The sequence below is a fragment of the Cereibacter johrii genome (assembly GCF_001720585.1).
Lineage (GTDB): Bacteria > Pseudomonadota > Alphaproteobacteria > Rhodobacterales > Rhodobacteraceae > Cereibacter_A > Cereibacter_A johrii.
The window spans coordinates 19,834-37,869 of record NZ_MABH01000043.1 but is presented as its reverse complement, the minus strand read 5'-3'; the positions used below and the strand labels follow the sequence as shown (position 1 = coordinate 37,869).

At 68.5% G+C, this 18,036-nt stretch carries 18 protein-coding genes; 10 read left to right on the top strand and 8 right to left on the bottom strand.

From position 1 onward, the window contains the following. Positions 1–12: 12 nt before the first annotated feature. Both A9O63_RS02690 and A9O63_RS02685 read right to left on the bottom strand, forming a co-directional pair. Complete coding sequence (locus A9O63_RS02690) at positions 13–144, bottom strand: entericidin (protein ID WP_002719949.1); 132 nt, start codon at positions 142–144, stop codon at positions 13–15. Positions 145–160: 16 nt separating this feature from the next. Further along, a complete protein-coding gene (locus A9O63_RS02685; RefSeq protein WP_069330544.1) occupies positions 161–1,972 on the bottom strand; it encodes an extracellular solute-binding protein in 1,812 nt (603 codons plus the stop codon). A 290-nt stretch (positions 1,973–2,262) separates the two neighbouring features. Here A9O63_RS02685 and A9O63_RS02680 point away from each other — a divergent pair, with 290 nt between their 5' ends. Beyond that, positions 2,263–3,036, top strand: a complete 774-nt coding sequence (locus A9O63_RS02680; RefSeq protein ID WP_069330543.1) for a 3-hydroxybutyrate dehydrogenase — start codon at positions 2,263–2,265, stop codon at positions 3,034–3,036. Positions 3,037–3,066: 30 nt separating this feature from the next. Here the strand turns inward: A9O63_RS02680 and A9O63_RS02675 are convergent, their stop codons facing one another. Together A9O63_RS02675 and A9O63_RS02670 are read right to left on the bottom strand one after the other, a co-directional pair. After that, complete coding sequence (locus A9O63_RS02675) at positions 3,067–3,978, bottom strand: pseudouridine-5'-phosphate glycosidase (RefSeq protein WP_069330542.1); 912 nt, start codon at positions 3,976–3,978, stop codon at positions 3,067–3,069. Continuing rightward, positions 3,975–4,862: a PfkB family carbohydrate kinase gene (locus A9O63_RS02670; protein WP_069330541.1), complete on the bottom strand. Its 888-nt coding sequence runs from the start codon at positions 4,860–4,862 to the stop codon at positions 3,975–3,977. The genes A9O63_RS02675 and A9O63_RS02670 overlap by 4 nt, the downstream gene beginning before the upstream one ends. A 259-nt stretch (positions 4,863–5,121) precedes the next feature. Here A9O63_RS02670 and rpsB point away from each other — a divergent pair, with 259 nt between their 5' ends. The 3 genes from rpsB to A9O63_RS02655 all read left to right on the top strand — a co-directional run bounded on the left by rpsB (position 5,122) and on the right by A9O63_RS02655 (position 8,433). Then, a complete protein-coding gene (gene rpsB, locus A9O63_RS02665) occupies positions 5,122–5,883 on the top strand; it encodes a 30S ribosomal protein S2 (RefSeq protein ID WP_002719944.1) in 762 nt (253 codons plus the stop codon). An 80-nt stretch (positions 5,884–5,963) separates the two neighbouring features. Beyond that, positions 5,964–6,860: a translation elongation factor Ts gene (gene tsf / locus A9O63_RS02660; protein ID WP_002719943.1), complete on the top strand. Its 897-nt coding sequence runs from the start codon at positions 5,964–5,966 to the stop codon at positions 6,858–6,860. A gap of 388 nt (positions 6,861–7,248) precedes the next feature. Beyond that, the gene (locus tag A9O63_RS02655) at positions 7,249–8,433 is read left to right on the top strand and encodes an NAD(P)/FAD-dependent oxidoreductase (protein ID WP_069330540.1); all 1,185 of its coding nucleotides are present in this window, start codon (positions 7,249–7,251) and stop codon (positions 8,431–8,433) included. An 82-nt stretch (positions 8,434–8,515) separates the two neighbouring features. On the opposite strand, the gene rpe is transcribed toward A9O63_RS02655, so the two are convergent. Both rpe and A9O63_RS02645 read right to left on the bottom strand, forming a co-directional pair. Further along, a complete protein-coding gene (gene rpe, locus A9O63_RS02650; RefSeq protein WP_011841008.1) occupies positions 8,516–9,226 on the bottom strand; it encodes a ribulose-phosphate 3-epimerase in 711 nt (236 codons plus the stop codon). 438 nt (positions 9,227–9,664) lie between these two features. Beyond that, positions 9,665–10,117, bottom strand: a complete 453-nt coding sequence (locus A9O63_RS02645; RefSeq protein ID WP_069330539.1) for a type II toxin-antitoxin system RatA family toxin — start codon at positions 10,115–10,117, stop codon at positions 9,665–9,667. A 91-nt stretch (positions 10,118–10,208) separates the two neighbouring features. Between A9O63_RS02645 and hpt the strand changes: the two genes are divergently transcribed. From hpt to A9O63_RS02630, 3 genes are all read left to right on the top strand, one after another. Beyond that, on the top strand, positions 10,209–10,754 hold the full coding sequence (gene hpt / locus A9O63_RS02640) for a hypoxanthine phosphoribosyltransferase (RefSeq protein ID WP_069330538.1): 546 nt from the start codon (positions 10,209–10,211) through the stop codon (positions 10,752–10,754). A 351-nt stretch (positions 10,755–11,105) separates the two neighbouring features. Further along, positions 11,106–11,567: a c-type cytochrome gene (locus tag A9O63_RS02635; RefSeq protein WP_069330537.1), complete on the top strand. Its 462-nt coding sequence runs from the start codon at positions 11,106–11,108 to the stop codon at positions 11,565–11,567. A 3-nt stretch (positions 11,568–11,570) separates the two neighbouring features. Continuing rightward, positions 11,571–12,461: a c-type cytochrome gene (locus tag A9O63_RS02630; protein ID WP_069330536.1), complete on the top strand. Its 891-nt coding sequence runs from the start codon at positions 11,571–11,573 to the stop codon at positions 12,459–12,461. 69 nt (positions 12,462–12,530) lie between these two features. Here the strand turns inward: A9O63_RS02630 and lipA are convergent, their stop codons facing one another. Further along, a complete protein-coding gene (lipA, locus tag A9O63_RS02625) occupies positions 12,531–13,493 on the bottom strand; it encodes a lipoyl synthase (protein WP_084295536.1) in 963 nt (320 codons plus the stop codon). A 137-nt stretch (positions 13,494–13,630) separates the two neighbouring features. Here lipA and A9O63_RS02620 point away from each other — a divergent pair, with 137 nt between their 5' ends. Next, complete coding sequence (locus tag A9O63_RS02620; protein ID WP_069330535.1) at positions 13,631–14,362, top strand: aquaporin; 732 nt, start codon at positions 13,631–13,633, stop codon at positions 14,360–14,362. Positions 14,363–14,523: 161 nt separating this feature from the next. Further along, positions 14,524–15,072, top strand: a complete 549-nt coding sequence (locus A9O63_RS02615) for a peroxiredoxin (RefSeq protein ID WP_009562223.1) — start codon at positions 14,524–14,526, stop codon at positions 15,070–15,072. Positions 15,073–15,100: 28 nt separating this feature from the next. On the opposite strand, the gene A9O63_RS02610 is transcribed toward A9O63_RS02615, so the two are convergent. Next, positions 15,101–16,027: a hydrogen peroxide-inducible genes activator gene (locus A9O63_RS02610; protein WP_069330534.1), complete on the bottom strand. Its 927-nt coding sequence runs from the start codon at positions 16,025–16,027 to the stop codon at positions 15,101–15,103. Positions 16,028–16,128: 101 nt separating this feature from the next. On the opposite strand from A9O63_RS02610, the gene A9O63_RS02605 reads away from it, so the two are divergent. Continuing rightward, positions 16,129–17,595 (top strand): catalase, encoded by a 1,467-nt coding sequence (locus A9O63_RS02605; RefSeq protein WP_069330533.1) that lies wholly within the window; start codon positions 16,129–16,131, stop codon positions 17,593–17,595. The last annotated feature ends 441 nt before the right edge of the window (positions 17,596–18,036 follow it).

Here is an 18,036-nt window from a genome sequence, read left to right as displayed (position 1 = left end):
GTCGGCCCCGGATCAGTAGCCGGGGCCCATCACCCAGTTGCCGACGCGGTTCGCGCCACCCGTGATGTCCTGCCCGACGCCGGCCACCGTGTTGCAGCCCTGAAGGGCGGCCGCGACGACCGCCAGAACCACCAGTTTCTTCATCTTCGTCCGCTCGCTCTCACTTTTCTTGCCACCAGACGTCCGGCAGGAATCCCGGCCAGTCGCCATAGATGGGTGTTTTTGCCGGATAGCGCAGGCGCTTGTCGTGCGCCAGCCGGGAGACCCGAGAATACCACATTGGAATGACATATCTACCGGCGGTCAGAACCCGGTCGAGCGCCCTCACGGAGGCTTGAAACTCCTCGGCATCGTCGGTGGCCAGCATGTGCCGGATCACCGCCTCGGCGGCGGGGCTCTCCATTCCCATCAGATTGCGCGAGCCGGGCAGATCCTTGTCCTCGGCCGACCAGTAGAGGAGCTGCTCGTTGCCGGGCGACAGGCTGAGCGAGCGCAGGAAGCTCGTCATTTCGAAATCCTGATTGTCGACCCGCTGCTTGAACTGCGCCGGATCGACGGTCGTGATGCGGGCCGAGATCCCGAGCCGCGTCAGGGCCTGCCGGTAGATGATCGCGGCCGCGATCATCGCATCCGCGCCCTGCGGCAGCAGGATCTCGAAGGCGAAGGGCTCGCCGCCGGGGCCTTCGAGCATCCCGTCCTCGATCCGCCAGCCGGCCTCCGAGAGAAGCCGGGCGGCCTCGCGCAGATTGCTGCGGTTCGAGGCGCCGTGCGTGGCGGGCAGGGCATAGCCGTCGAGCGTGCCGGGCAGGAGGGTTGCCGCGAAGGGCTCGAGCAGCGCCCGCTCGCGCCCCGTGGCAGGCGCTCCCACCTCCATGCCGAGCGCCGAGTTCGAGAAGTAGGAGGCGATCCGCGGCTCGGCGCCGCCGGTCAGCGTGCGGTTGACGAGGTCGAAGTCGAAGGCCAGGAGCATCGCCTCGCGCACGCGCCAGTCGGCGAAAAGGGCGCGACGCGTATTCATCACCAGCCCCTCCATTCCGGAAGGGCGGCCATGCGGGATCTCGGACTTGACCATCGCGCCGCTCTGCACGGCCGGGAAACCGTAGTGGGTGGCCCAGCGGGCGGCGCTCGTCTCGCGGTAGACCGAGAGGGCGCCGGCCTTGAACGCCTCGAAGGCCACGCTCGCATCGCCGAAATACTCGACCACCACCTCGTCGAGATTGTGCTGGCCGCGGTTGAAGGGCAGGTCGCGCCCCCACCAGTCGGGGTTGCGGCGGTAGCGCAGCACCCGGCCCGGCTCGAAGCTCTCGAGGATGTAGGGCCCCGAGCCGATCGGCGCCTCGAAGCCCGAGGAGGCGAAGTCCCGCCCCTCCCACTGCGCCTTCTTCAGGATCGGTCGCAGGCCCAGCACCAGCGGCAGCTCGCGGTCCTGCTCGGAAAAGGTGAAGCGGACCGAGCGCGGGCCCGTCTGCTCTGCGCTCGCGATCTTCTGCCACGCGCCCCAGTAGCGCGGCATCCCCTGGGTGCCGAGAACCTCGAACGACCAGAGCACATCCTCGACCGTCACGGGCGTCCCGTCCGAGAACCGCGCGCCCTCGCGCAGCGTGAATTCGACCCAGGTCCGGGCAGGGTCCGTCTCGACCGATTCGGCGAGGAGCCCGTAGAGCGTGAAGGGCTCGTCGAGCGACCGGCCGAGCAGCGTCTCGACCGTCAGCGGCGCGAGCGAATAGGGGGCACGGCCCTTAACTATGTAGGGGTTCAGGGAATCGAATCCGCCCGTCTCGCCCAGCACGATCCGGCCGCCCTTCGGCGCGTCGGGATTTGCATATGGCAGAGACACAAAATCCGGTGGAAGCGCCGGTTCGCCATACATAGCTATGCCGTGCCGGGGTTCGGCGGCCAGCGTCGTGCCCAGAACGGCAAGCCCGAGAGCCAGCGCGGCGCCCCTCAGGCGGGACCGGTATTCCTGTATCATTCCGGCAACAGCTCCTCGGTGGCCGATCCGCAGGGGGCCAGATTTAGCCGCGGGCGGTAACCTTTTCAAACTTTTACCTTGGACAGCGGCGGAGAAGGTCGTATAAGTATCTCACTGCTCGATAGGTTTCTTGCCTGTATGAAACCTGCCTCAACGACTTAACGCCGGCTTCGCGCCGGCGTTTTTTTTCGCGCTTCGCGAATGACAGGCGCCCCGGTCTCCGTGCCATCTCGCCATCCTGCGGCCCATTGGCTAGGTCTTGGCCAGTGCACATGACGGGAGGCAGGACCATGGATCTGAAAGGCAAGCGGGCAATCGTCACCGGCTCGAACTCGGGCATCGGGCTGGGCTGCGCCGAGGAGCTGGCGCGCGCCGGGGCCGAGGTTGTCATCAACTCCTTCACCGACCGCGACGAGGATCACGCGCTGGCCGAGAAGATCGGCCGCGAGCATGGGGTGAGCTGCCGCTATATCGCGGCCGACATGTCGGACGGCGAGGCGTGCCGGGCGCTGATCGAGACGGCGGGCGGCTGCGACATCCTCGTGAACAATGCGGGCATCCAGCATGTCTCGTCGATCGAGGACTTCCCGGTCGGGAAATGGAACGCGATCCTCGCGATCAACCTCTCGTCGGCCTTCCACACGACGGCGGCGGCCCTGCCGGGGATGCGCGCCAAGGGCTGGGGGCGGATCGTCAACATCGCCTCGGCGCACGGGCTGACGGCCAGCCCCTACAAGTCGGCCTATGTCGCGGCCAAGCACGGGGTCGTGGGCTTCACCAAGGTCACCGCGCTCGAGACGGCGGGCAAGGGCATCACCTGCAACGCGATCTGTCCGGGCTATGTGCTGACGCCGCTGGTCGAGGCGCAGATCCCCGACCAGATGAAGGCGCACGACATGGACCGCGAGACGGTGATCCGCGAGGTGATGCTCGACCGCCAGCCCTCGCGCCAGTTTGCCACGACGGGACAGATCGGCGGCACGGTGGTCTTCCTCTGCTCGGGCGCGGCCGACCAGATCACCGGGACGACGATCTCGGTGGATGGAGGCTGGACCGCCCTCTGACGGGCGGTCCCCGGGGCAGCTGCGCCCGCGTCAGCCTCTGGCGATGGCGCGGGCGATGTCGGTCGCGAGCCGGGCGTTCGACAGGACGAGCGCCCGGTTGGCCTCGAGCGACCGGCCCTCGGTCAGATCGAAGATCAGGTCGAGCAGGAACGGCGTCACGGCCTTGGCGGCCACGCCCTGCGCCTCGGCCCGCGCGATGGCGCGATCGACCACGGCCGCCATCTCGGCCAGCGGGATCTCCGCCTCGGCCGGGATCGGATTGGCCACCAGTTGCCCGCCCGGCAGGCCGAGTCTCCCGCGCATGAGGTGGGCCGCGGCGATCTCCTCGGCCGTGTCGAGCCGGATCGGTGCCTTCAGCCCCGAGCGGCGCGACCAGAAGGCAGGGATCTCGTCCTGGCCCACGGCGATGACCGGCACGCCCAGCGTCTCGAGAACCTCGAAGGTCTTGGGCAGATCGAGGATGGCCTTGGCGCCCGCCGAGACGACGGTGACCGGCGTCTGCGCCAGCTCGTTCAGGTCGGCCGAGATGTCGAAGCTGGTCTCGGCGCCGCGGTGGACGCCGCCGATCCCGCCGGTGGCGAAGACCGAGATCCCCGCCAAGTTCGCCGCGATCATGGTGGCCGCGACCGTGGTCGAGCCCATGGCGCCGGTGGCGAGGCAGGTTGCGAGGTCCGCCCGCGACAGTTTCTGCACCTCGTCGGCGCGCGCCAGCCGTTCGAGCTCGGCCTGGCCCAGGCCCACGCGGATCTGGCCGTCCATCACGGCGATGGTGGCGGGCACGCCGCCCGCGGCACGGACCGTGGCCTCGACCTCGCGCGCGGTCTCGACGTTCTGCGGATAGGGCATGCCGTGGGTGATGATGGTCGATTCGAGGGCCACGACGGGCTGCCCGGTGAGCAGGGCCTCGGCGATTTCCCGGTCGAGCGCGAGCGGTGCATTCATGAGATGTCGTCTCCTGACACAAGGGCTGCCGCGGCGGCGAGCGCGGCTGCCAGAGCGGCCTCCCGCCCGGCGCCGCGATGTTCGGCCGCGAGATGGGCGGCGAGGAAGGCATCGCCCGCGCCGGTCGCCCGGCGACAGGGAACGGCGGGCGGACAGGCCTGCAGAAGGCCGCGACGGGCGCAGCCATCGGTGGCGGGCAGCGCGCCGTCGGTGACGAGGACGCGTGCCACGCCCCGCGCCAGCAGCGCCTCGGCTGCGGCCAGCGAGGTGGGGAATTCCGCGCCGCAGATCGCGGCGGCCTCGGCGCGGTTGAGATGCAGCACCGCGCCCGGATGGGCCAGAAGCGGGGCCAGACGCGGCGCCTTGGCGGGGCTCGCCGGCGCGAGACGCAGATCCGCGCGGGCAAGGAGCGCGGAGACGGCGAGCCCGCTCAGGACCGGCTCGGGAAGGTTCCCGTCGATCACCACCGTGCCTGCGAAGGGCAGGGCCTCCGTGGCGAGGCGTCCGTCGCGCAGCGGCGCCAGCACCGCCTCGCCCGCCTCCTCGAGCGCGCGGGCATCGGCCACGGCGCCCACGAGCGCCCCTTGCGCCTCGAGCGCGAGATAGAGATCGGTGGCGCCCCCGCGGTGCAGGAAGCGCATGTCGAGCCCGAGCGCCATGCCGGCCCGCACCAGACCCTCGCCCTCGGCATCCGTGCCGACCGTCGCCAGGAGCGCCACGGCCAGCCCCTCGCGCGCCAGCGCCTGCGCGATGTTGAAGGCCACACCCCCCGGCATCCGCGAGACGCGGCCCGGAAGGTCGGCCCCGGCCGGCATCGGATCGGCCGTATGGCCGATCAGGTCCCACTGGACCGCGCCGATGCAGAGGATCGCGGGAACGCTCATGCAGGTTTGATGCCCCGTCGCGCGCCCTTGGGCAAGCGCCGTGCCGGGGCGGCAGGGGGGTCAGGCTGCCGCACGCGGCCCCGAGGCCCGCCTTTTCCGGCGCGCCGGGGCCAGGGCTCTTGCAATCGCCGGACGGGGAGGATAAAGCGCGCCCACTTCACAGGCGAAGTCCGGGCTTTCGGGGGAGACATCCCCGCAGGTCCACCGGTTGGGGGCACACCCTCTACAAGGCTTCGCCGAGGCGCAAACCGGAAAGGACATGGACATGGCGCTCCCCGAGTTTTCCATGCGTCAGCTGCTTGAAGCTGGCGTTCACTACGGCCACCAGACGGCTCGCTGGAACCCGAAGATGGCGGAGTTCATCTACGGCGACCGCAACGGCATCCATATCGTCGACCTGACGCAGACCGTCCCGATGCTGGACCAGGCGCTCAAGGTCGTGCGGGACACCGTGGCCAAGGGCGGCCGCATCCTCTTCGTCGGCACCAAGCGTCAGGCCCAGAAGCCGATCGCCGAAGCCGCCGAGAAATGCGCGCAGCACTACATGAACCACCGCTGGCTCGGCGGCACGCTCACCAACTGGAAGACCGTCTCGCAGTCGATCCAGCGGCTGAAGCAGCTCGACGAGGTTCTGGCCACCGGCGCCGAGGGCCTGACCAAGAAAGAGCGGCTGAACATGGAGCGCGAGCAGCAGAAGCTGCAGGCCTCGCTCGGCGGCATCCGCGAGATGGGCGGCACCCCGGACCTGCTCTTCATCATCGACGTGGGCAAGGAAGACCTCGCCATCGCCGAAGCGCAGAAGCTGGGCATCCCGGTCGTGGCCGTGGTCGACACCAACAACTCGCCCAAGGGCGTGGACTATGTGATCCCGGGCAACGACGACGCGGCCCGTGCCATCGCGCTCTACTGTGACCTCGTGTCGCGGGCGGCGCTCGACGGCATGAGCGCCCAGATGGGTGCCGCCGGCATCGACCTCGGCGCGCTCGACGTGGCCCCCGAGGAAGAGACGCTCGAGGCCTGATCGGCCGCCCGTCGCAATCCCGTTACCGGACGGGGGTAACTCCCCGCCCGGTCTTTGGCAATTCACTGAGGAGAGCCGTAATGGCAATCACCGCCCAGATGGTGAAGGAACTGCGCGAGTCGACCGGCGCAGGCATGATGGACGCGAAGAAGGCCCTGACCGAGACCGACGGCGACATGGAAGCCGCCGTGGACTGGCTGCGCACGAAGGGCCTCGCGAAGGCGGCGAAGAAGGCCGGCCGCACCGCGGCCGAGGGTCTCGTCGGCGTCTGTGTCGACGGCGGCACCGGCGTGGCGGTCGAGGTGAACTCCGAGACCGACTTCGTGGCCAAGAACGCCGACTTCCAGTCGATGGTCACGGGCTTCACCAAGGCCGCGCTGACCGTGGACGACATCGAGGCGCTGAAGGCGGCCGACATGGGCGGCAAGACCGTCGAGACCACGCTGCAGGAAACCATCGCCGTCATCGGCGAGAACATGACCCTGCGCCGGATGGCGAAGATCTCGGGCGATTCGGTTGCGGCCTATGTCCACAACGCCGCCGCTGACGGGCTGGGCAAGATCGGCGTGCTCGTCGCCGTGAAAGGTGCCGACAACGGCATCGCCAAGCAGGTCGCCATGCATATCGCGGCCACCAACCCGATGGCCCTCTCGGAAGCCGATCTCGACCCGACCGTGGTCGAGCGCGAGCGCACCGTGCAGACCCAGAAGGCGCTGGAAGAAAACGCGGCCTCGGCCAAGCCGAAGCCCGATGCGGTGATCGAGAACAACATCATCCCGGGCCGGATGAAGAAGTTCCTCGAAGAGAACACGCTGCTTGGCCAGAAGTTCGTCATCAACCCCGACCTGACCGTGGCGGAAGCCGCCAAGCAGGCCGGCGTCGAGATCGTGGGCTTCGTGCGCATGGCCGTGGGCGAAGGCATCGAGAAGGAAAAAGAGGATTTCGCGGCCGAGGTCGCCAAGACCCTCGCGGGCTGATCCCTTTCTCCTCGCAGACAGAGCGGCGCGATCCTCCGGGATCGCGCCGTTTTTCTTTGCCGCGGGGCCCTTGGACAACGGCTCTCCCGCGCCTCCGGGATGTGACCGCTCCGTCAGGCATCATGGCCCCTGAAAGGCGGCTCGCCCGCAGGTCCGGCAGCGGACGGCTTCTAGGGCGGCAAGGCCCCTAACCCTCGGCTCTCCCGTAGCTGCTGAAGCGCACCGCCTTTCAGGCGGCACGATCCCCGGCAATCGGCTTCCCCGTGCCTCCGGGAGCGTGCCGCTTTTTCAGGCGCTGCCATGCCGCGAATGTGGCTGCCGCGCGTGGGCTCTGGCGGGCGCCGGGGCGCTGATCTAGCGTCGCGGCAAAGGGCAGCGGGGCAGGGGCATGAGCGGGCGCACGGCGGATGTGGTGGTAATCGGCGGAGCGGTCATGGGCGCCTCGGCCGCCTACTGGTTGACCCGGATGCAGCCGGGCCTGCGGGTGATCGTGGTCGAGCGCGACCCGACCTATGCCCGTGCCTCGACTGCTCTGTCGGTGGCCTCGATCCGGATGCAGTTCACGACGCCGGTCAATGTGGCGATCTCGCGCTTCGGGATCGGCTTCATCCGCGACTTCCGCGAGAGCCTGGGGCAGGAGGTGGGGATCCCGTCGCTGGGCCTGACCGAGAACGGCTATCTCTTCCTCGCCTCGACGGCCGAGGGCGCCTCCGTGCTGGCCGAGGTGGCCGCCATGCAGCGCAGCCTCGGCGCCGCCACCGAGATGCTCACGCCCGCGGCGCTCGCCGCGCGCTTTCCCTGGCTCGAGACGGGGGATCTGGCCGCGGGCTCTTTCGGGCCGCGCGACGAGGGCTGGTTCGACAATATGGGCCTGCTGAACGGCTTCAGGACGGCGGCGAAACTGCAAGGGGTGGAGTTCCTGCGCGATTGTGTCGTGGGGCTCGAGCAGGCGCAGGGCAGGGTGCGCGGCGTCCGTCTCGCCTCGGGCGAGACCATCGCCTGCGGGGCCGCGATCAATGCGTCCGGCACCCGCGCCGCCGAGGTCATGCGGATGGCGGGACTCGCCCTGCCGGTCGAACCGCGCAAGCGCACGGTCTTCGTGATCGACGCGCCGAATGCCCGGCACCCGGACGCGCCGCTTCTGGTCGACCGCGGCTTCTATCTGCGGCCCGAGCGCGGCGGCCAGTGGATCACCGCCACCGTGCCCGAGACCGACAGTCCCTGCGACCCGCAGGATTTCGAGCCCGACCTGCATCTCTTCGAGGAGGTGATCTGGGAGCAGCTCTATACCCGCGCTCCGGGCTTCGATGCGGTGAAGGTGGTGCGCCACTGGGTCGGGCACTACGCCTACAACCGTCTCGACCAGAATGCGATCCTCGGGCCGCATCCGGCGCTGCCGAACCTCTATCTGATGAACGGTTTCTCCGGGCATGGGCTGCAACAGGCGCCGGCCGTGGGCCGCGGCATCGCCGAGCATCTGCTGACGGGCGGCTGGCAGAGCCTCGACCTGTCCGATCTCTCGGTCGAAAGGGTCCTCGCAGGGCGGCCCTTCCTCGAAAAGGCCGTGGTCTGAAAATCACGCAACGCCCGTGCGTTGCGCCGCGTTCCTCACAGGATGCATGAGGGTCTGCCGCATCCGGCAGACCCGTCCATCCTCACTTCGCCGCGAAGGCCTGACCGAGCGACGCCTCGGCTGCCGCGCGGATCGCGCGGATATTGGCGCCGTAGGGCTCGGGATTGTCGACCGAGCCGCCCTTGAAGACGGCCGAGCCCGCCACCAGCACGTCCGCACCGGCCGCGGCCACCAGCGGCGCGGTTTCGGGGGTCACGCCGCCGTCGATCTCGATATGGATCGGCCGGTCGCCGATCATGGCGCGCAGGTCGCGCACCTTGTCCACCTGGCTTGCGATGAACTTCTGTCCGCCGAAGCCCGGGTTCACCGTCATGATGCAGACGAGGTCGAGCAGGTCGAGAAGATGGCTCACCGCATCGAGGCCGGTGCCGGGGTTGAGCGCAAGGCCCGCCTTGCGGCCCGTGCCGCGGATCGCCTGCAGCGTGCGGTGGATGTGCGGGCCGGCCTCGAGATGGGCGGTGATGACATCGGCGCCGGCGGCCGCGAAGGCCTCGATATAGGGGTCGACCGGCGCGATCATCAGATGCACGTCCATGACGCCCTTGATGTGCGGCCGGATCGCGGCGCACATCGCCGGGCCGAAGGTCAGGTTCGGCACGAAATGGCCGTCCATCACATCGACATGCACCCAGTCGCAGCCCTGGGCCTCGATGGCGCGGCATTCGGCGCCGAAATTGGCGAAATCGGCGGAAAGGATCGAGGGGGCGATCTTGATACGGCGATCGAAGGACATGGCAACGCTCCTTGGGGATGATCCCGCTTACCCCGAGGCGGTGGGAGGCTTCAAGGCGGCCTTAAGTCTCAGCCCATGCGAGACGGTTCAAAGTGCGGTCCCGGCACGCTTTACAATACATAATTCAGATTATCCGACTCATGCGTGGGGCGCGCGTGAGGCGACGATGAGCTGCTGCCGGTGCCCGCCTACCGCGTGAAGCTGTGGGACTGCCGCCGATTTCCGGGCCTGTCGGCGCCGAGCGGATCGGAGATGCCCCTCGCCACCGGACCGCGCCGACTCTCCCGTCAGAGAACCCTCCGCGCCCTGAGCCGCGCCGCAGTGGCGGACAGGCCGTCCGCAGGACCGCGGCCAGTTCGCGCTTCGTGAACGGGGACCCGCCCGAGGCCCGCGAGGAGCCGCGCGCCCAGGTGTCGTCTTCCGCGAGTCGCTCCGCCGTCAGCGCGGGCCGTAGAGGGCCTGGGCGCGCTTCTCGAAGGCGCGGACGATCCGGTGCATGGCCTCGTTGAACACCACGCCGATGATCCCCTGCAGGATCGCGTTACGGAACTCGAAATCGACGAAGAAATCCACGGTGCAGCCGCCCTCGGGCCGGTCGTGGAAGCTCCAGGAGGACCGCATGTATTTGAACGGCCCGTCGAGATATTCCGTCTCGATCCGCTTCGCCTCGGGAAAGAGCTTCACCCGGCTGCCGAACCGCTCGCGGAAGACCTTGAAGGAGATCACGAGATCCGCCTCCATCAACTCCCCGCCCTGTATGGGTTTTCTCGAGCGTATGCGCGCCGCCGAGTTCCACGGCAGGAACTGCGGATAGCGCTCCACATCCGCGACGAGGTCATACATCTCCTGGGCGGACCAGGGGAGCGGGCGGCTCTCGGAGTGGGTCGGCATCGCGGCGTTCGGTCCTCGGGCAACGGCCCCGGTCGGGCGTGACTTGGGCGTCGTTTCTGGATAAAGGGGCGGCAGGATGCAAGAGGGCGCCATGCCGACGAGACCTTATGTCATAGACCAGCTGATCTCTCCGAAACAGATCGCCGCGCGGGTCGAGGTGCTGGCGCGCCAGATCACCGAACATTTCGCCGGGACCGAGAAGCTGGTGGTGGTGGGCCTGTTGCGCGGCTCCTTCGTCTTCATCGCCGATCTGGTCCGCGAGATCCATCTGCCGGTCGAAGTGGATTTCCTCGAAGCCTCCTCCTACGGCGACGCCATGACGTCGAGCCGGGAAGTGCGCATCCTCAAGGACTTGCGCGGCGAGATTGCCGGGCGCGACGTGCTCGTCGTCGAGGATATCGTGGATACGGGCTTCACCCTCAGCCATGTCGTGCGGCTTTTGCGCTCGCGCGAGCCGAAGCGGCTCGAGGTCTGCGCCCTGCTCGACAAGCCCTCGCGGCGCGAAGTGGATATCCGCGCGACCTGGACCGGATTCGAGATCCCCGACGAGTTTGTCGTGGGTTACGGGATCGACTTCGCGCAGCGCAACCGGAACCTCCCCTTCATCGGCAAGGTGCGCTTCCTCGAAGAGGGCTGACCGAGCGGCTCACCCTCGCCCGCTGGCGCGCTGCGCTTCGAGGCTACCACCTTCGCCATTGGAGGCCGCGCCTCGAGCGGGCGCGCCTGCTCCCCGGAAGCCTGCCTCACCGGCCGGATGTCGGAGCGCGGAGAGCCGGCACGCCTCTTCCGTGGGCCTGCGGAGACCGAAGCGTGCCCCGAGGCTCGGGGATGACGGACGTGCTCTCTCCGATGATCGCGGCCTCGGAAGCTCCGTCGGCGCAAGATGGCCAGCGGGTCCACGATCACATTAAAGTTGCATTTTCCCAGTATGTTTGTCGCCACCGGCAGGCTAGATTTTCGGGATTGAAGCACCAGCCAGGAGGCGTCCATGCGACCCATTCCCGCCCTCGCCCTGACTTTCTCTCTCGTGGCCCTGCCCGCCCTCGCCCAGGACGCGCGCCAGATCGAGCGCATGATCGAAGGCCGCCACGGCCTGATGACGCTCATGGCCTATGAGCTCGGCAAGCTCGGCGGCATGGCGAAGGAAGAGACGCCCTACGATGCGGAAGTCGCAGGCGATGCCGCCTCGAACCTCTCCGCTCTGGCCTCGGTGCTTTCGCCGGAACTGTTCCCCAAGGGCTCGGCCGTGGGTGAGGCCGAGGACAGCGAGGCCCTGCCCGCGATCTGGGAGAAGCCGGACGATTTCGCCCAGAAGATCAGCGACATGGAAGAGGCTGCGGCGAAGATGCAGGCCGCGGCGGGCACGGATCTCGCTTCCCTGCAGGGCGCGATGCGCGATCTGGGCGCCGGCTGCGGCAGCTGCCACGAGACCTACCGCCAGAAGGACTGACCCGTGCGGCGCAGTCTGAGTGCCGGCCTCGCGGTCGTGCTGATCGCGGGCGCGGCGGGGCTCTGGCTCACCCGCCCCGTGAAGAGCGACCCGGAGCTCTTCGCCGGACTGACGGGCGAGGCGACGCGGGGCGAGCGCATCTTCTGGGCCGGGGGCTGCGCCTCCTGTCACGCGGCGCCCGATGCCACCGGCGAGGCACGGCTCGTGCTCTCCGGCGGCGAACGGCTCACGACCGATTTCGGCACGTTCGTCGTGCCGAACATCTCGCCCGATCCCGATCACGGGATCGGCGGCTGGTCGGTGGCCGACCTCGATTCCGCGCTCCGCCACGGCACCTCGCCCGAGGGATCGCATTACTATCCCTCCTTCCCCTACACTTCCTATGCCCATGCGGAGGCGCAGGACGTGGCGGACCTCAAGGCGTTCCTCGATACGCTGCCGCCCTCGGACCGGGCGGACGAGCCGCACGATCTGGCCTTCCCGTTCAACCAGCGCGTCATCCTCGGCGGCTGGAAGCTCCTGGCGGGCGGCCCGTCCTGGATCGTGGAGGGCGACCTGACGCCCGAGGAAGAGCGCGGGCGCTATCTGGTCGAGGGGCTCGGCCATTGCGGCGAATGCCATACGCCGCGCAACGGGCTGGGCCTGCGCGACGAGAGCCGGTGGCTCGCCGGCGGCCCCAACCCCGAGGGGCGCGGCACGATCCCGAACATCACTCCGGCCAAGCTCGACTGGTCGGCGGGCGACATCGCCGAATATCTGAGCTCGGGCTTTACCCCGGAATACGATTCGGCCGGCGGGCAGATGGCGGATGTGGTGCGCAACACGGGCCAGCTGCCCGACGAGGATCGCCGGGCGATCGCGGCCTATCTGAAGCGGGTGCCGGCGGTCGAGTAAGGCCGCCCTGCCCCATGAAAAAGCCGGCGGGGCCTGACGCCCCGCCGGCTTTTTTCGCAGATCGGGCGCTCAGGCCCCGAGGCGCTTCTGCCGGGCGTCGCGCAGCCGGGCGAAATCGTCGCCCGCATGGTAGGAGGAGCGCGTGAGCGGCGTCGCCGAGACCATCAGGAAACCCTTGCCGTAAGCCGCCTTCTCGTAGCCCGCGAATTCCTCGGGCGTCACGAACCGGTCGACCCGGTGATGCTTGGGCGTGGGCTGGAGATACTGGCCGATGGTCAGGAAATCGACATCGGCCGAGCGCATGTCGTCCATCACCTGCAGCACGCCCTGCCGGTCCTCGCCGAGGCCCACCATGATCCCCGACTTGGTGAAGATCGAGGGATCGAGCTCCTTCGCGCGCTGCAGGATCCGCAGCGAGTGGAAGTAGCGCGCGCCGGGCCGCACTTCGGGATAGAGGCCGGGCACCGTCTCCAGATTGTGGTTGAAGACGTCGGGACGCGCCGCCACCACCGTCTCGAGCGCCGAGGGCCCGCATTTCAGGAAGTCGGGCACCAGAACCTCGATGGTCGTGGCCGGCGCACGATGGCGGATCGCCCGGATGGTCTGGGCGAAATGCTCGGCGCCCCCATCCTCGAGATCGTCGCGGTCGACGCTCGTCACCACCACATGTTTCAGCCCGAGCTGGCTGACCGCATGGGCGACGCGCCCCGGCTCGAAGGCATCGAGCGCCTGCGGCCGGCCCGTCGCCACGTTGCAGAACGAGCAGCCGCGGGTGCAGATCTCGCCCATGATCATCATGGTGGCGTGGCCCTGGCTCCAGCATTCGCCGACGTTGGGGCAGCCCGCCTCCTCGCAGACGGTGGCGAGCTTCTGACCGCGGATGATGTCCCGCGTCTCCTTGTAGCCCTCGGAGGTGGGGGCCTTGACCCGGATCCAGGACGGTTTCTTCGGCTGGACATTGTCGGGCCGGTGCGCCTTCTCCGGGTGGCGCTGGTCGGGAATCTTCAGGTCGCGCACAAGTTTTCCGATCATGAAAGCGACATTCCGTGCTCATATAGGCCGTCGCGCGCGACGAAGCCAGCCCCGCACTGCGAAGGTTGCGCAATGCAGGGGCGCCTTCCCGGCGCGAAGAGCTGCCCAGGCCTTTTCATTCATCTCGGAGACAGTCCATGACCAAGAAGCTCCTGGCTGAACTGCTCGGAACCTTCATTCTCGTCTTCTTCGGCTGCGGAGCCGCCGTCCTGATGGGACCGCAGATCGGCATGTTGGGAATATCCCTCGCCTTCGGCCTCTCCATCGTGGCCGCGGCCTATTCGCTGGGGGCCATTTCCGGCGCCCATCTCAATCCCGCCGTCTCGCTCGGCTTTCTCATGGCGGGGCGGATGCCCATGGCCGAGTTCGGCGGCTATGTGCTGGCGCAGATTGCGGGGGCGCTCCTCGGCTCGCTCGTCGTCTTCCTGATCGCCTCGGGCAAGGCGGGCTTCGTGCTGGCCACCGACGGGCTCGGCCAGAACGGGTTCGGCGCGGGCTATCTCGGCGAATATTCCCTGGGCGCGGCGCTGATCTTCGAACTGACGGCGAGCTTCGTCTTCGTCTGCGTGATCCTCGCGGCCACCGCATCCCATGTCTCGAGCGCCTCGACCGCGCTCGCGGGGCTCGCCATCGGCCTCACCCTCACCGGGATCCATCTGGTGGGCATCAATGTGACCGGCGTTTCGGTCAATCCGGCGCGGTCGCTGGCGCCTGCCCTCTTCGTGGGCGGCAAGGCGCTTTCGGACCTCTGGGTCTTCATCGTGGCGCCGCTCGCGGGTGGCGCGGCGGCGGGCCTCGCCCATGCCTCGGGTTTCTTCCGTCCGGGCGGCATCGAGCCCGCGCCCGCGACCGGCGCCGCCACGCTCTGAGCCGCTCGGGCGGCCAGAAGGCGCGCGCAAGTGCCCATGACTTCAGCATCGGCGCGGCGGAGCCCTCCCGCCGCGCCGCAGCATCTTGACCCTCGGGCAACGGACGTTTAGCGGAAGACCGACAATCCGCAACCGCCAGTCGTAAAACGAGGATCATTCCAATGTTGCCCGGTTCCAAGCTCCCGTCCGTGACCTTCCGCACCCGTGTCCGCGATGACAGCCTCGGCGGGCCGAACCCGTTCCGCTGGCAGGACATGACCACCGAGGATTATTTCGCGGGCAAGCGCTGCGTTCTGTTCGCGCTGCCGGGCGCCTTCACCCCCACCTGCTCGACCTACCAGCTGCCGGGCTTCGAGAAGGGTTTCGCCGATTTCCAGGCGCACGGGATCGACGCGATCTACTGCCTCTCGGTCAATGACAGCTTCGTCATGAACCAGTGGGCCAAGGCGCAGGGTCTCGAGAATGTGCAGGTGATCCCCGATGGCTCGGGCGAGTTCACCCGCCGCGTGGGGATGCTGGTGCGCAAGGACAATCTGGGCTTCGGCCTGCGCTCCTGGCGCTATGCGGCCATCGTGAAGGACGGCCGCGTGGAAGCCTGGTTCGAGGAGCCGGGCCTCTGCGACAACCACGGCGAAGACCCCTACGGCGTCTCCTCGCCCGACACGGTGCTGGAGTGGCTCGCGGCCGACGCGCAGGGCGCCGCCGCCTGACGCATCCGGGTCTGGCGCGGGCAGCCCCTCACGCCGGCACCGCCGCGCGCGCGAGGCCGGTCAGGGTCTCGCCCGCCTGTGCGAGCATCCGCGCCAGATCCTCGAACCAGTCCGACGCCGAACTGGCCGCCCGCCGCGCGAGCATGATCTGCCGCGCGGGCTCGGGCTTCGAGAAGCGGCGCACGGCCAGCCCCGGCGCCGCCGCCCGTTCCTGCCGCCAGGCGATCTCGGGCAGGAAGGTCATCCCCAGCCCCTGCCCCGCCAGCCCGCAGAGCGTCGTGAGCGACGAGGCCCCGAGGTCGAGCCGCGCCTGCCGCCGGTCCATCCCGCAGACCTCGAGCGCCTGATCCGCAAGGCAATGGCCCTCGTCCAGCAGCAGCAGCCGGTCGGGATCGAGCCCCACCGGCCGCAGCGCCTCGGTCCCCGCCGCCGACAGCATCGACTCGCGCCCCGCCAGCAGGAAACGGTCGGAAAAGAGCGGCACCAGCTTCAGCCCCGCCACCGCCTGCGGCGCGGCGATCACCGCGGCATCGATCTGTCCGCGGTCGAGCGCCGACAGCAGGATGTCGGTGGTGGCCTCGCGCACCCGCAGGTCGCGCGAGATGTCGCGCGCCCGCAGCAGGGGCAGCACCTCGGGCAGAAGATAGGGCGCAACCGTGGGGATCACGCCCAGATTGACCCTCTGCGCAAGCCCCCGCTGCCGCGCCGCCGCCTCGAGCTCCGTAACCTCGGCCAAGATGCGGCGCGCGCGCCGCTCCACCTCGCGCCCCTCCGCCGTCAGCCGCACCTCGCGCGGATGGCGCTCGAACAGGACCGCGTCGAGCGTCTCCTCCATCTCGCGGATCTGCATCGACAGCGCCGGCTGCGAGACATGCACCCGCTCGGCCGCGCGGCCGAAATGCCGCTCTTCGGCGAGGGCGAGAAAGTAGGAAAGCTGCCGCAGCGTGAGTCTCATAAGCTGGCCTTATCGCATTACACAGAAGTTCCGATTTATATTTATTCCAAAACTCAGGCATATGTCACCGGGCAAAGACGCCAACCGAGGGAGCAACCATCATGACCCGCATGACCACAACGGCCGGCGCGCCGATCGCCGACAACCAGAACACGCTGACCGCGGGTCCCCGCGGCCCGGTGCTCTTGGAGGATTACCAGCTGATCGAGAAGCTCGCGCACCAGAACCGCGAGCGCATCCCCGAGCGCGTGGTCCATGCCAAGGGCTGGGGCGCCTTCGGCACCTTCACCGTGACGAACGACATCACCCGCTACAGCTGCGCCAAGGTCTTCTCGGAAGTGGGCAAGCAGACCGATCTCGCGGTGCGCTTCTCGACGGTGGCGGGCGAGCTCGGCGCGGCCGACCACGAGCGCGACGTGCGCGGCTTCTCGGTGAAGATGTACACCGAGGAAGGCAACTGGGACCTCGCCGGAAACAATACCCCGGTCTTCTTCGTGCGCGACCCGATGAAGTTCCCCGACTTCATCCACACCCAGAAGCGCCACCCGCGCACCAACCTGCGCTCGGCCACCGCCATGTGGGACTTCTGGTCGCTGAGCCCCGAATCGCTGCATCAGGTGACGATCCTGATGTCCGACCGCGGCCTGCCGGTCGATCCGATGCACATGAACGGCTACGGCTCGCACACCTATTCGCTCTGGAACAGGCAGGGCGAGCGGTTCTGGGTCAAGTTCCACTGGAAGACCCTGCAGGGCCACGCGCATTACACCAATGCCGAGGCCGCCGAGATCGTCGGCCGCACCCGCGAGGGCTATCAGGAGGCGCTCTTCGGCGCCATCGAGGAGGGTCGCTTCCCGAAATGGCGCCTCATGGTGCAGGTGATGCCCGAGGCCGAGGCCGAGACCACGCCCTACAACCCGTTCGACCTGACGAAGGTCTGGCCGCATTCCGACTATCCGCTGATCGAGGTCGGCGTGATGGAGCTGAACCGCAACGCGGACAACTATTTCGCCCAGATCGAGCAGCTGGCCTTCTCGCCCTCGAACAAGGTGCCGGGCATCGGCTTCAGCCCCGACAAGATGCTGCAGGCGCGTGTCTTCTCCTATGCCGACGCGCACCGCTACCGGCTCGGCACCCATTACGAGGCGCTGCCGGTGAACGCGCCGCGCTGCCCGGTGCATCACTACCACAAGGACGGCCAGATGAACTTCTTCGGCCACCGCACCGGGGCGGTCGATGCCTATTACGAGCCGAACTCGGTGCCGGGCGCGGCCGTCGAGGATCCGACCGTGGCCGAGCCGCCGCTCAGGATCTCGGGCGATGCGGCGCGCTACAACCACCGCGAGGGCAACGACGACTACAGCCAGCCCCGCGCCCTGCATGACAAGGTGATGACCGACGACCAGCGGGCCCGGCTCTATGCCAACATCGCCGAAGCCATGGCGGGCATCCCCGACGAGATCGCGAACCGGGCGCTGGCCCAGTTCGACCTTGTGAGCCCCGCCTACGGCGACGGCATCCGGGCGGCGCGCGCACGGCTCGCCGGCGCCCTTCAGGCGGCGGAATAACGCCCCCGGCAGGCCCGCCCCGGGCCTGTCGCCGAAGCACCTGCCCTGACGGCCGGAGGGATCGACCCCTCCGGCCGTTGTCCTTCCAGCGGGGCGACGCGGGGGGGCAGATGCGCGCGTGGAAACAATACATCCTTAAACTATCCCTGCGATTCTCCTCTCTACCGGAGGTGCCCATCAGCCGCCGGTGTTCCTTCCTCCCTGAACTGGACTGGCCGCGCCTTCTCTCGAAGGCGCGGTTTTTCCTGCCTTTTCGGCGGCGGCTGCGGAAACGATTCGCTGTTGACGGGCTTCCCTTTAGCCCTTAGCGTTCCCTTTCAGATGAAGTCGGCCAGTCCGACAGGGAGCAAAATTGACGCTGAGAAGGGCCGGATTGCCGGCCCTTTTCGCTTTTCGGCGTCGCCTCCGCGCCCCGACGCTCCATGGGAGCAAGGCCCCGCC